The organism is Streptomyces sp. NPDC048254 (assembly GCF_043201895.1).
GTDB lineage: Bacteria > Actinomycetota > Actinomycetes > Streptomycetales > Streptomycetaceae > Streptomyces.
Genome location: NZ_JBICZJ010000025.1, coordinates 69,181 through 81,936 on the forward strand (window position 1 = coordinate 69,181; position 12,756 = coordinate 81,936).

At 69.6% G+C, this 12,756-nt stretch carries 12 protein-coding genes and 1 pseudogene; 7 read left to right on the forward strand and 6 right to left on the reverse strand.

Annotated elements, in window-relative coordinates; translation table 11 throughout:
* Positions 1–55 precede the first annotated feature (55 nt).
* The 3 genes from ACGFZQ_RS45345 to ACGFZQ_RS45355 are packed head-to-tail and all read right to left on the reverse strand — an operon-like array spanning position 56 to position 3,721.
* Positions 56–1,123, reverse strand: a complete 1,068-nt coding sequence (locus ACGFZQ_RS45345; RefSeq protein WP_393845404.1) for an NAD-dependent epimerase/dehydratase family protein — start codon at positions 1,121–1,123, stop codon at positions 56–58.
* Positions 1,120–2,790: an AMP-binding protein gene (locus ACGFZQ_RS45350; RefSeq protein WP_393845405.1), complete on the reverse strand. Its 1,671-nt coding sequence runs from the start codon at positions 2,788–2,790 to the stop codon at positions 1,120–1,122. The genes ACGFZQ_RS45345 and ACGFZQ_RS45350 overlap by 4 nt, the downstream gene beginning before the upstream one ends.
* A gap of 4 nt (positions 2,791–2,794) precedes the next feature.
* A complete protein-coding gene (locus ACGFZQ_RS45355; protein WP_393845406.1) occupies positions 2,795–3,721 on the reverse strand; it encodes an alpha/beta fold hydrolase in 927 nt (308 codons plus the stop codon).
* A gap of 199 nt (positions 3,722–3,920) precedes the next feature.
* On the opposite strand from ACGFZQ_RS45355, the gene ACGFZQ_RS45360 reads away from it, so the two are divergent.
* From ACGFZQ_RS45360 to ACGFZQ_RS45380, 5 genes and pseudogenes are all read left to right on the forward strand, one after another.
* The gene (locus tag ACGFZQ_RS45360) at positions 3,921–4,949 is read left to right on the forward strand and encodes a 3-oxoacyl-ACP synthase III family protein (RefSeq protein WP_393845407.1); all 1,029 of its coding nucleotides are present in this window, start codon (positions 3,921–3,923) and stop codon (positions 4,947–4,949) included.
* Positions 4,950–4,992: 43 nt separating this feature from the next.
* Positions 4,993–5,253 (forward strand): acyl carrier protein, encoded by a 261-nt coding sequence (locus ACGFZQ_RS45365; RefSeq protein ID WP_393845408.1) that lies wholly within the window; start codon positions 4,993–4,995, stop codon positions 5,251–5,253.
* On the forward strand, positions 5,250–6,482 hold the full coding sequence (locus tag ACGFZQ_RS45370; RefSeq protein ID WP_393845409.1) for a beta-ketoacyl-[acyl-carrier-protein] synthase family protein: 1,233 nt from the start codon (positions 5,250–5,252) through the stop codon (positions 6,480–6,482). Before ACGFZQ_RS45365 ends, ACGFZQ_RS45370 begins: the two co-directional genes overlap by 4 nt.
* Before the next feature lie 99 nt (positions 6,483–6,581).
* Positions 6,582–6,728, forward strand: a pseudogene (locus tag ACGFZQ_RS45375) (transposase); the annotation flags it as partial.
* Between the two features lie 407 nt (positions 6,729–7,135).
* Positions 7,136–7,342 (forward strand): hypothetical protein, encoded by a 207-nt coding sequence (locus ACGFZQ_RS45380; protein WP_393845480.1) that lies wholly within the window; start codon positions 7,136–7,138, stop codon positions 7,340–7,342.
* A gap of 523 nt (positions 7,343–7,865) precedes the next feature.
* Here the strand turns inward: ACGFZQ_RS45380 and ACGFZQ_RS45385 are convergent.
* The 3 genes from ACGFZQ_RS45385 to ACGFZQ_RS45395 all read right to left on the reverse strand — a co-directional run bounded on the left by ACGFZQ_RS45385 (position 7,866) and on the right by ACGFZQ_RS45395 (position 10,140).
* Positions 7,866–8,960 carry an FUSC family protein gene (locus ACGFZQ_RS45385; protein WP_393845410.1) on the reverse strand — a complete coding sequence of 365 codons (1,095 nt, stop codon included), beginning with the start codon at positions 8,958–8,960 and terminating at the stop codon, positions 7,866–7,868.
* Positions 8,961–9,298: 338 nt separating this feature from the next.
* Complete coding sequence (locus ACGFZQ_RS45390; RefSeq protein WP_393845411.1) at positions 9,299–9,625, reverse strand: hypothetical protein; 327 nt, start codon at positions 9,623–9,625, stop codon at positions 9,299–9,301.
* 218 nt (positions 9,626–9,843) lie between these two features.
* Positions 9,844–10,140: a hypothetical protein gene (locus tag ACGFZQ_RS45395; protein ID WP_393845412.1), complete on the reverse strand. Its 297-nt coding sequence runs from the start codon at positions 10,138–10,140 to the stop codon at positions 9,844–9,846.
* A gap of 334 nt (positions 10,141–10,474) precedes the next feature.
* Here ACGFZQ_RS45395 and ACGFZQ_RS45400 point away from each other — a divergent pair, with 334 nt between their 5' ends.
* Both ACGFZQ_RS45400 and ACGFZQ_RS45405 read left to right on the forward strand, forming a co-directional pair.
* Positions 10,475–10,783 carry a transposase gene (locus ACGFZQ_RS45400; RefSeq protein WP_393845413.1) on the forward strand — a complete coding sequence of 103 codons (309 nt, stop codon included), beginning with the start codon at positions 10,475–10,477 and terminating at the stop codon, positions 10,781–10,783.
* A 1,142-nt stretch (positions 10,784–11,925) separates the two neighbouring features.
* Entirely contained in the window at positions 11,926–12,414 is a 489-nt protein-coding gene (locus ACGFZQ_RS45405; RefSeq protein WP_266590011.1) for a GNAT family N-acetyltransferase, read from the forward strand.
* Positions 12,415–12,756 lie beyond the last annotated feature (342 nt).

The following is a 12,756-nucleotide window of genomic DNA, read 5'->3' on the forward strand; positions in this document are numbered from 1 at the left end:
CGTACGGACGCCCCGCAAGTGCATGGGGGCGCTCGCCCGTACCTCTTCGCTTGTTCTATCTTCCAAGCGGGGGGTTGAGCTGGTCATTCGTAAGATCGGTGGACCCTGTGGTTCTTGTCGCTGTTGGATGGCTCAAAGAACTCGGCCGCCCGGAGCCCGGCGACGACTCGTGGCTCTGCCAAGAGTGGGCGGTGGGCGTGTAGTCGAGGTCGCGGCGAGCCGCGGAGATGTCGAACCAGTGGGCGCGTGTGAGTTCGGCCGCCAGGAAGCGCGTCAGCAGGGGGCGGTGTCGACTGCGCGTTGCCTTGGCCGTCAGTTCGAGGAGTGTGGCGGCTGCGCGCGCGGCCGTCGCGGATACCGAGCGGATCTCCGCGGTGATGCCGTGGTGTGCCAGCAGGCCGCGGACGGTGGCGGCGAGGGTGCAGGGAAGGCCCTGAGTGATGAAGTAAGTCGACCCGGCCAGGGGGGAGTTCGCGGTGAGCTTCTCCACGGCGAGCACGTGGGCGTCGGCGGCGTCGGTGACGTGGACGGTGTCCACGTGGTTGGCGCCGGTTCCCGGGAGCAGCAGTCTGCCCTGCCTGATCGCGGCGTGCAGGCCGGGCAGCAGGTGGGGGTCTCCCTCGCCCCAGATCAGGTGGGGGCGCAGCGACACGGTAGCCAGCGGGGAGCGGTTGGCGGCCAGGACCAGTTGCTCCGCCCGGGTCTTGGACCAGGGGTAGGGGGCGAGGAACCGCCTGGGGTAGGGGGTGGACTCGTCGGCCTCCTCCAGGTCTCGTCCGGCGAACACCACGCTGGCGCTGGAGCAGTTGACCAGCCGGGGCACCCCATGCCGCCGACAGGCGTCGATCACGGCTGCGGTTCCCGCGATGTTGACGGACGCGAATTCGCGTCGCGGCCCCCATACGTCGGCCAGCGCGGCGGTGTGCACGACGGCCTCACAGCCGCGTACGGCGTCCGCGACCGCCGCGGTGTCGCGGATGTCGCCCAGCACGGTCTCGGCCCCGTTCGGCGGCAGCGCGCGGCGGCCGCGTTGCAGGGAACGTACCTCGTGGCCGCGGGCCATCAGGCGTCGGCAGATCTCCGCACCGAGGAACCCGCTGCCGCCGGTGACGAGGACCTTCATACGCGATCCTCCATGGCGTGTGCGGTACGGGGGTTCGCTGTCAGGCGTTGGTGTGCCCACTGGGCGAGCGCGCCTCGCTCGATCTTCGAGTTGTGCCGGATGTCGACCGGGAACCCGGGGTGGAAGACGATCGTGCGGATCTGATCGCCGCCTTCCAGCCCGGCGAGAGTCCGGCGCAGGTCCCTGGCGATGCGGGTCCGTTCGGCGCCACGTCGTGGGCCGTCGGTTTCCACGCACAACGTGGGCCGGGGGTGCCGACCGTCGCCGGCGTCGACCAGGGCGGTGCGGCGAACTGCGGCGACTGTGTTGCAGGCCGGCTCGACGCACTCGGTGTACAGGGGGCCGTTGGCGCTGGGTACGACATGGGCCTTGCGTCCGCAGTACCAGAGGTTGCCTTCAGCGTCGGTACGGCCGAGGTCGCCGGTGCGGTGCCAGAGGTACCCGTCGTCGGGGATCTTGGCCTGGGCGTCGGCGTGCGGGCGGCCGAAGTAGGTCTGGCTGACCGAAGGGCCGCGGACCGCGATCTCTCCGATGGCGTGGGCGGGTGGCGGCGCGACATCGGCCCAGTGGGCGATCGGTCCGGCCCCGGCCGGGATGATCTCCACGTGCAGCGACGGATGCGGGCGGCCCACACAGCGGCCGCCGCCGCGTTCGGATGTGGCGCGCACGGCGCGCAGGGTCTCGCCGTCGGCCGCGCACACCGGCAGGCTCTCGGTGGCGCCGTAGACGGTGCGGATCACGGCCTCGTCGGGCAGCGCGGTGGTGAGGCGGTCCAGCAGGTCGTACTCCAGCGGTGCGCCGAAGGTGGCGACCGACCCTACGCCGGCGAGGGCCGGTTCGGCGCGGCCGTCCGCGGCCAGGACGGACATGAGTGCCGGGGAGCCGAGCAGGGAAGTCGCGTTCGAGCGTGCCACCGCCTGGAGCAGGTCGTCGCGGCGGGCCCGGGCCGGCCTGCGGAAGTCCATCCGCGGGATGACGACGGTGACGCCGAGTGCCGGGCCGCCCAGGGCGAAGGGCAGGAAGCCGACGAGCATGGCGGTGCGCGGCCGGGCGCCGAGCAGGTCCGAGGTGGCGCCGCATTGCCGCACCAACTGCTCGTTGGTGTAGACGACGCCTTTCGGTGTGCCGGTGGAGCCCGACGTGTAGGCGATCAGAGCCGTGCTGTCGTCAGTGGCCGCCAGCGACGCGCGTGGTGCCGTACGGGCGAGGGCCGTGATCGTGGGCCACGGCCCGGAGCCGGTGGAGATCACCGTGCGGACACCGGGGACCCAGCCGCGCAGCACGCGTGCCACGTGGGCGAGCGGCTCACCGACAAAGGCCTGGGGGTCGGCCTCGCGCAGGCACTGGCGCAGCGCCTGGCGGGGCAGGCCGGGGTCGATCAGCACAGCGCAGGCGCTGAGCGCGGACAATGCGTACACCGTGGTGAGCAGGTCCCGTGGGCGGCGGGTCATCACCACCGCGCGCGTGCCCGGCCCGATGCCGGCGGCGGCCAGCGCGTCCGCGGTGCGCAGGCATCGGGTGTACAGGCCGGCGTACGTGACGCGTTCGCGGTGCCGGCCGTGGAAGGTGTCGAGTGCGACAGCGCCGGGCTGGGAACGCCGCCAGTGCGACAGCTGTCCGAGCAGCCCCACCTGCGGGCCGGCCAGGGCGGGTGCGGAGTCGGGCATGGGGTCAGCTCCGCCCTTTCGGTTGGCGGGCGAGGAACTCCCGGACACAGGCGATGACCTCGTCGCGGGCATCCTCCTGGACGAAGTGCCCGGCGCGTGGAAGCAGCTTCACCTCGGCCGAGGGGAAGCGGCGCCGCCACTCGGCGAGGAAGCGGTGATCGAAGACGGGGTCCCGGCCGCCCCAGCACACCAGCATGGGCAGGGCGGTCATCTCCGGTGCTTCGACGGGGCCCACGTCGACCAGCGGCCACGCCGGGTCGGCGGGAGTCAGTGGAATGTCCTGGATGAAACGGAGCACCGCCAGACGCCGATGCTCGCCGCGATAGGGCGCCACGTAGGCACGGCGTACCGGCGCGGGCAGCGGGGACGTCACTCCAAGGCGGGAGGCGGCCAGTGCGAAGGCGTTGGTGCGGTGCACGAACCACGCCGGAAGGCGGCCTCCGCTGCGGATCAGGCGCAGATACCACGGCAGCCGGTGGCCGGCCGGCACGGGGAAGGCCGCCGAGTTGAGCATGACGATGCGGGAGAGCCATTCTGGGTGGCGGCGTGCCCAGGCCATGCCGATGATGCCGCCCCAGTCGTGCCCGACCAGGGTCCAGCCCCGGTCCGGCAGGCCGCGTTCGGTCACCAGGTACCGCACCAGGCGGTCCAGGTCTGCCAGGCGGCTGGCGGCGGTGTAGGTGTATGCGGGCGGTCGGGGGCGGTCGGACAGGCCCATGCCGATGTGGTCGGGCACGATGCAACGGTGACTCTCGCGCAGGTCGCGCACCAGGTGCCGCCACATGTAGCTCCAGCTGGGGTTGCCGTGCAGCATGAGCAGCGGCGTACCCGCCCCTTCGTCCAGGTAGTGCTGACGCACACCACCATGCGCGAACCAGTGGGGGGCGAAGTCGTAGTCGGGATAGGCGGATACGGCCTTGGGCAGTGACACCGCAGCATTGTCGGCGTCCCTGGACGGATGCCGTGACCTGCGTAACTCCTAGGGATGAAGTCCCTGACCATGATCACTCCCAGGGGTGAATCGGCACCGGCACCCGTTTGCGGTGTGTCGCCTGGTGTCAGTTCACTGATCTCTCCTGCCGCCGCCGGTGGCGCCCGACGACGACTGCGGCCAGGGCCGAGGAGACGACATGACTTCCATGACCAAGCCCCGCCACAGCGCGATCCGCCGAGTCGCAGTCCACGTGCCCGAACACCGGCAGACCGGCAAGGAGATCGAGGACGACATCCGCTCCCGAAACCCCGGCGTCCGCCTGCTGCCAGGACTGCTGCGGCAGATGTACGGGTTCCAGGAGCGCCGCGTCGCGCCGGCCGGCACCTGGCCCTCCGACCTGGCCGCGGCAGCCGGCCGCAGCCTCCTCGACGAGTGCGGCCTGAGTTCCGAAGCCGTGGACCTGCTCATCTTCGCGTCCGCGAGCGAGGACCTGGAGGAACCCGCCACCGCCCATGTCGTGGCCGACAAGCTCGGCATCGCGGCACCGGTCTTCGACGTCCAGAACGCCTGCAACGGCTTCCTCAACGCCCTGGAGATCGCCGACGCGCTTATCGGAACCGGCTGTTACTCCCGGGTGCTCATCGTCACCGGGGAACGGGGCAGCACGCTCTCCCGCCTCCCGGCACGTGACCGCGACGAACTCGCCTTGCTGCTGCCCGCTCTCACTCTCGGCGACCTTGGTGCCGCTGTGCTGGTTGAGGCAAGCAACCGCCCCGGGCTGCTGGGTGTCCGTTGGTGCACCAACTCGGCCGGCTGGCGGGCCGCGACGGTGACCAACCCGTACTTCTCACCAGACGCGCAGCCGCCCTTCGTCCGCTTCGACTCCGAAGCCCTGGCCGCCTCCTTCACGGGGATGGAGAAGTTCTGCATCGCCAAACTGGCCGAGTGGGGCCACAACCCAGACGATCTGGATCTCGTCTGCCTGCATCAGGCATCCGTTCCCTTCACCCACGCCATGGTGGAGTCCACCGGCCTCGCCCAGGACAAGACCATCGCCACCTTCCCCCGCTACGGCAACGTCGCCACTGCGAGCCTCCCCCTGCAACTCGTCGAGGCATCCCAGGAAAACCGGCTCCAGCCCGGCGACCTGGTGGCCTTCCTCGGTCTCGCCAGCGGAGCTTCCGCCGGAATGCTCCTCATGGAGTGGCACCCCGACGCAGCTTGACGATGCATCCCCCCTCACCACAACGACCACGCAAGGACGCCGCATGAACGACACCACCGACACCTACGACCACGTCCGGGCTGTCCTCACCTCCACCTTCCGGATCCCCGAAGACGAGCTGTCCCCGGACCTCACGCTGGAACAGCTCGACCTGGACTCCCTCGCACTGGCCGAATTCGTCCTGGTCCTCGAAGAACGCCTCGACGTGAAACCTGACAGCGAGCGCGCCTCCCGGACCACGACCCTCGCCGAAGTCACCGCCCACCTCGATGAGCTGCGCGCAGCCACGGCGTCCCCTCGATGACCCCCACGAAGCCGCCGATCGCCGTCACCGGGCTCGGCCTGGTCACCGCGGGAGGCAAGGGAGCCGAAGCCACGTGGAACGCGGTCTGTGCGGGGCAGTCCCTCGCCGCGCACGACCCGGTCCTGGACGGCCTGCCCGTCGACTTCTCCTGCCGGCTCCCCAGCAGTGAGGAGGACATCGACCGCGCCGTCGGCCGCAAGTCCTGGCGCATGGGCCGGTTCGCCAAACTCGCCGTCCTCGCCGCCCGAGAGGCGGTGCGCGACGCGGGTCTGGATCCGACGACCTGGCAAGGCTCTCGCGTGGCCACAGTCGTCGGCTGCGGCATGGGCGGGACCGAGAAGTGGGAAGAACAGTACGCGCGGCTGGACCAGCACGGCCCCGAACGCGTGTCGCCCCTGACCATCCCCTTGATCATTCCGAACCTCGCCGCCGGTGAGGTTTCCATCGACCTGCACGCCCACGGCGTCAGCCTCGCGCCGGCCACCGCCTGCGCCTCCGGAGCCACCGCGATCGCGCTGGCTCGTGACCTGCTCGCGGCCGACCTCTGCGACGTCGCCGTGGCGGGCGGCACCGAAGCCGCGATCAGTCGAATGTCCACGGTCGGTTTCTGGCGCATGGGTGCCCTGTCCGGGCGGACCGACCTCGCCGCCGGGGCATCCCGCCCCTTCGCCGCCGACCGCGACGGCTTCGTGATGGCAGAGGGCGCCGGCATCCTGATCCTCGAACGCGCAGCGGACGCAGCCGCCCGAAAAGCCCGGCCCCGCGCTTTGCTCACCGGATGCGGTAGTACCTCCGACGCCCACCACCCCACCACCCCGGCGCAGGGCGCCCACGGTGCTGAAGCGGCCCTGCACACCGCTCTTCACGAAGCAGGCCTCGCCCCCGGCGACGTGGACCACGTCAACGCCCACGGCACGTCCACCCCACTCAACGACGCCACCGAAGCCACACTGATCGCCCGTGCCCTGCCACACCGACCCAGCGTCACTGCCAACAAGGGCGTACTCGGCCACACACTCGGTGCCGCCGGTGCGATCGAGGCGGCCCTCACGGTCCTGACCATCCAGCACCGACGGGTCCCGCCGATCGCCAATCTCCAGGCGCCCGCTCCCGAGTTCGATATCGACTGCGTCACCAAACAGCCCCGCCCCCAGCACGTACGCACAGCCGTCAGCCACTCCTTCGGCTTCGGCGGCCACAACGTCGTCCTGGCCTTCACCCAGGCGTGAAGAAAGAGTCGAACGGTTCGGGAATTTCGACAGCACCGAATGAAGCTGCGGCTCTGCGGTGGGCGGACCGCGCTGTTGGGGCAGTTGATCGCCCCGTCCATGCCGGCGCGTGCGGCGCGGATTCCCGGTATCGACGAGTTCGCGTTCCGTAAGGGACGGACCCGTGGAACGGTAGTCGTCGACACCGAGACCTCCAGGCCGGTGGACGTATTGCCTGACAGGGAAACCGCCACGGTCGCCGACTGGCTCCGTGAGAACCCTGGCGCCGAGTCCCCGACGCGCTGGAAGTGGCAGATCGCCGGCACCTCCTCCAGAATCTGTCGACGGCCGTGGAGAAGACGTGCCGCAGCCACCGCGACTGCCTGCGGCGGCCTGATGGCACAGTCTCCGGCCGGCAGTTGGCTGTCCCGGAGTCCCGCCTCCTCGACCGGGTCCGTCAACGCCATTGAGATCCGCAGGGCACGGCGACGAGCCGGTGCACACCAGGTGCATCACAAGCCGGTCCGTCGCCTTCACCCTGTTCCGCAATGCGGACGCGACACAGCTACTGGCCTGTGGGGGCGTCAATCGCGAAGCGCCGAAGGGGCCATGACGGCGGCACCGCCGGTGAAAATCCCCACGCCGAGCGGCCAACGGTCATTACTCTGCCGCTCATGCCCAGCGCCAAAAGCCCCGCCGACACCATGTTCCGGCGCCTCCTGTGCTGCATCTGCGGCCAGAGCACCGCCGACGCCGACGACTACGTACTCCTCGGGATCAGCACCCCCGGCATCCCTACCGAGCAATGGCTCGGCGCGCATGCCGAACACCTCAACAGCCTCCTCGCCCGCGGCTTCTCAGTCGAGGTGCACAAGATGTAGCCCTAGGCAGGCGGCGTGCCCGACCAGCTCACGCGAGGCCCGCGTGACTGATCAAGCGACGCCGGTAGCCTCGCGGCATGCCTGTCCGCCCGCGGGGCTGGTGTGATGAGGTGACCCTGGTGACCGGCCCGCTATTTTCGCGGATGCCTCGTGCGGTGTGGGGCCGCGTGATGGTGGTGGTGCTGTTGGGCGGCGATCGTGAGGGTGAGGGCTTCTACGGCGTCGACGGTTGCGGCGCACAGGGCGACAAGCACGGCCGGTCGGCGTTCCGTCAGGGTCGTCGCCCGACACAGCTGGTGATCCGGTCTTCTTGTAGGCCGTCAGCAGGTCGGTGCGGGCGAGGTACGAGTCGAACACGGACCGCAGTGCCCTGGGGACGACGGTCTCGGCCCCTGCGGCGGCACGGGCGAGAGCGGAGAGATGCTGGTGCACCGGATCGGCCAGTTCGGTCAACTCCGGCACGACGTCCCGCTCGGTGCGCGGCAGGTGTTCGCGCAGAGGGTGGCGCATCCTGCGACCCTGTTCACCTGAGTGCTGATCTGCTCCAGTTGCTCGTCCGACCAGGGGTTGTGGTGTTCGGCCGGCTCGGCGTGCGCCTGCTCTGCCGCCGCCACCAACTGCTCCTGTACGTCCCGGGAACGCGTCCGCAGCCTGTCGAGGGCTGCGAGATTGCGTCGACGTCGGCGTAGCCGGTGAGCAGGTCGGGCAGCGGCCTGTCCTGCACCCGTAGCCACTCCGCGAGCAGGCCCGGCACGCGATGGATCGACCAGGTCGGCCAGAGCAAGAAGATGAGCACGGCGAGTGTGGCGCCGACCACCGTGTCGGCCGCCCGTGACCACGCCGCGGGCCCCGGCAGCCCGCCGATGTGGTGGATCAGGAAGACGATCCAGGTGGTCAGCCACAGATTGAGCATGAGCTGCCCGGTGCGCAGGGTCACGAAGGACACCGCCGCCAAAATCACCGTGAGGGCCGCGAGGCCGCCGGGCGACCAGTTCGGCATGGAGAGCGCCCAGGCGAGAAGGCCGCCCAGTACGGCTCCGGTCGCGCGTCCGCAGGCGCGGGCGAGGGTGTGGCCGTACTCCGGAAAGAGCACCAGCATGGTGGTGAGAGCCACCCAGAAGCCGTGCGCCGCAATTCCAAGCCCACCCCACCCGCCGATGGAGCGGCCGATGACCTCGGCGATCACCACACCGAAGGCCAGTCGCACCGCGTGCCGGAAGATCGGAGACTGGGGATGCAACTGAGCCCGGATACGGCGGGCAGTGCGGGCGACCGAGGGGGTGTCGGCGTACAGTCCCGGCACCTCGGTGTGGGGTTCCAGCGCGTCGCCGAGGCGCTCGTCGGTCGCGCGGCCGGCGAGCAGCTCGGCGAGCCGCAGCCGCGCGGTCAAGGACTGCGGGCCACGCCCTGGCGAGGCAGCCGCCCACGACTCCAGCAGGGTCCAGACGTGGTCGGGTGTGCGGTGCTCGCGGCCCGAGGCCACCGTGCGGGAGATGTCCCCCAGCACCTGCGCGGCGGCGTCCAATGCCTGCCGGTCTCCAGCCACAGCCGGTGCCGTCAGACGTACGGTGTGCAGCGCGCGGCGGACGCGTTCGGCCTCTCCGAGCAGCCCGAACATGGCCGCCGCGGCCGGCCGGCTGAACTGGGGGAGCAGATCCAGGGCCTGGCGCGCCGCGGTGAACGGCGCTGTCCCGACCAGCGCGGCGGACGCCGCCGACGCCGCGACCGACGCGTCGGCGAGCGACTGGGACGCCGCAGACCGCGGTCAGCACCTTGTCAGGGGTCGCCCCTGCCCAGGCCGGATCGTCGATGAAGTGGACGTGTGCCTCGTACCCGGCGTGGCACTGGCGGCTCCACGGAGACTCTTGCCGTCGACCGCCAGTGCACGCAGCCCGCCCTCGGTGTGAGGGCGACTAGGAGAGCCTCAGGGGCGCCTGCGGCGCACGGGCACCTGTCTTACATCCCTTGTGTCTGCCGCCCCTCGAGTTCCGTCTTGACGGCAAGCGCCTTCGCCAGCACCCTGGCCCGGTAGGGATTCGCGGCACTCAGGGCCGATGCCGCCGCCACCGCCTCGTCCAAGAGTGCCAGCCGCTGTTCGGGCAGTTCCCGCACCAGCGACGAGGCGCTGGCCTCCACCAGAACGTACGCCAGCTTCGACCCGTACACTTCCGGCTCGACCTGTGTCAGCAGGCGGTAGATCCGCAACCCCTCGGTGCCGCGGACCACCCGCCGGTTGGCACTGAGCAACTGGACCCTCGCCCGCATGACCATGTCCTGATCCATCGATCCCCCTCCGTTCCCTCACCCCCACCTGCACCCGTCCCACGACGGGACAGCACGACGAACGCGTCGACACCCGAGAACGGATGCCGACACGGACGTCGGAGAGTGGATGACGACGAGTCTGCGGGCAGGACACCGCCTTGGACAAGACTGAACGGACGTGCGCTCCGTCCTACCGCAAACCACGTCCGAGCAGGCATGATGGACCTGACACTCACTCAAGCCACCGGCTCACCCAGCGCGATCATCGAGTGATGTGGAAGCTGGCGTGTCGCTCCGTCGTACCGGTCGGGGGTGGTAGCCCCCGCCGTCGGCATGGCCGGGGCGGTCACGAGCTCTCTGGCCGCGTGGTCTCTTGAATAGCGGCAGATCACCCTGGCCAGTGCGTTGAGGGCTTCCTGTCGCGCGTGCGCCGTGTCCCGCAGCGCGGCCAGGGCTTCGGGGGCGGCGGACGGCAGTCCAACTGATTCCGGGTCCGCACCGGCATGGCGATCGCCGCAAAGGCGGGCGATCACGAGCTCCCCTGAACTTTCCTCCGAGACCATCGCGGCGCGGGGAGCGAAGCCCGTCTTGCCGACCGAGGATCAGTAACGGGACCTTGTCCCGTTCACCAAATGACGGCCCGCCAACGCCCTTCCTGGCCGCGAACTCCAAACAGGCCATGCACACCCGGGACATCGCGCGGCATCTCGGGCTCCCCACCTCGGGGCGCCCCCTCAGCAGCCTCACCGCGCAAATCTGCTACTGGGCCCGCAACGGCCGACTCATCCGCACCGCGCCGAACACCTACAAGATCATCCTCCCTGACACCTCGACGCCATCACCGAATCATCAACTTCGTGGCACTGGGTGCTGGATGTGGTCCGCTATGTCGTCGACAATGGCGTCAAGTGGGCGAACCTGCCCCGTGACCTCCCGCCGTGTCGGCGGGTGCACGCGTTCGCCCGCCGCTGGCAGGTGACGGGCTTGCTCGTCGAGCTCCATGACCGGCTTCGCGACAAGGTCCGCGAGAGGGAGGGCTGTTCACCCGACCCGACGGCTGCGATCGTGGACTCGCAGTTCGTGCGGGCCGCGGCGAACATCCCCCGCCCGACGTCCGGTTGGAACGGTGGGAAGCCTGCGACAGGCACCGCGAGCGGACCCCAGCCGCGCAAGTAGACCGACGACGTCGAAGGTCCTCCGCATCCTGTACTTCGTCACCGCCCTGCGCACTGTTTGACTCACCATGCGAAGCCGTCCATTGGATCACCACCTACCCACCCGCTCCGCCGCAGCCCGCATATCAACGACCGCCTGCCCGGCTCCTCGACGGCTGCCCTGAACTCAGGACCGCCCACGACACTGGTCCGCCGATTCGCCACCACGCTCGAAAGCCGCGGCGCAACGTGCTTGCAAGAGGCGCTGGACAACCTTGTGGACAGCGGGCTGGCGCCGCTCAACGGCCTTGCCGCAGCCTGTGCGAAGACCGACAATCTTGCCAGAGCCGTTGAAGTGCTCGGCCGAGTACGGATGAACGTGCTCCGTGTGTCGGAGTCAGCCGAGCCCTTTGCGGGGTCGAGTTCGTTCCAGTGCCCAGGGCACGGGGAGCGATCGTCGCCTACCTCGGCGGCATGGAACTGCACACCGACGGCGCCCGTACCACCGGCACCCGCTACTACACCTGCGGCAGTGCGAGGAGATCGGTGCCCAGTTCGTCCCAGCGGACTGCCACGGCGTCCACGAGATGCTGGGTTATGGCCTCGGCGTCATGACCGAACCGGCATCTGCAGGCGGCAAGCAGCAGGGGAGGGCGGCGGGGGTCTCGGTGCTGCGCCGCTGCCAGGTCGTCAGGTGGGCTTGGGCGAAGGCCTCGTTGCTCAGGCTCATCGGATGTGGAAGTTCTGGTGCAGCAGGCGCTGGAGGCTGGTGATCAGGCGACGCCGGACCTGCTTCGGGCTGAGTGCCTGTGTCAGGTCCTTGCATGACAAGTCGAGTGGTCTGTTAATGCAGGTCAGTAGCTCGTCGCTTCGGGCGGATCCGCCCGAAGCGACGGCTGGGCCACAGGTACCGCCCGCCGTACGGTGGTCCGTATGGGCGGGGACGGGATACCCCGGCTGCGTCTGGTCGTCGTCGCGATCGACGGGGCGGACCGAGGTTGTGCCGGGGGTGTGGTGGTCCGTTTCGGCGTCCATCGGCGCTCAACCAAACGGCATACCCGATCAGCACCCAGCTCCATGACCTCGTGACCTGGGAAAAGGTGATGCGCCCCCGGGCGCGAAAAGCATTGGTGGTCCCACGGCGCGTGCCGACATCCTGTCCGCATGCTGATCAGGGAAGCCAACACCGAGGACTGGCCTGTCATTTGGCCCTTCTTCCACAAGATCGTTGCCGCTGGTGAGACCTTCACCTATCCGATCGACCTCAGCGAGGAGCAGGGCCGCGACTGGTGGCTCCTGCCGGCCCCGAACCGCACGGTCGTCGCCGTCGACGACGCCGGAACGGTCCTCGGCACGGCAAAGATGAACAACAACCACATGGGCAACGGCTCGCACATTGCGAGCGCCAGCTACATGGTCGACCCGGCGCACTCTGGGCAGGGCGTGGGCCGAGCACTGTGTGAGTACACGGTGGAGTGGGCGCGCGCGGCCGGCTTCCGGGCGATGCAGTTCAATGCGGTCGTCGAGACGAACGTGCATGCGGTGAAACTGTATCGGTCCATCGGTTTCGAAGTGCTTGGCACGTTGCCGGAAGGCTTCCGACACCCCTCGAAGGGCTACGTCGGGCTCCACATCATGCACCGCGCACTCTGAGACACAACAGAAACTGAGACAGACGATCCAGGATCCGCCACCCGCCGTTCGGATCAGCGTCGATGGACGCCGATCCGAACGGCAAACAGAGACCTGTTCCGCTGCATAGCCCCGTGAGCAGCGCAAAGAGGTTCAGACACAGCTTCTGAGGGTGTCCGGCCGGTGGCGCTCGCCGGTTGCGGGGTCGAGGAGAACCCGCCGTGCGCGAGCAGTTCGGCGTTTGCGCCGAGGTAGCCGGAGCGGATCCGGGTCCGCCGCTGGTCGTCGAAGGTGACGTGGATTTCCGGCGCCGGCCGCGAAGGTGAGGTCGCCCAGCCGGTTCGATGCGGCCAGGGCGGCTCG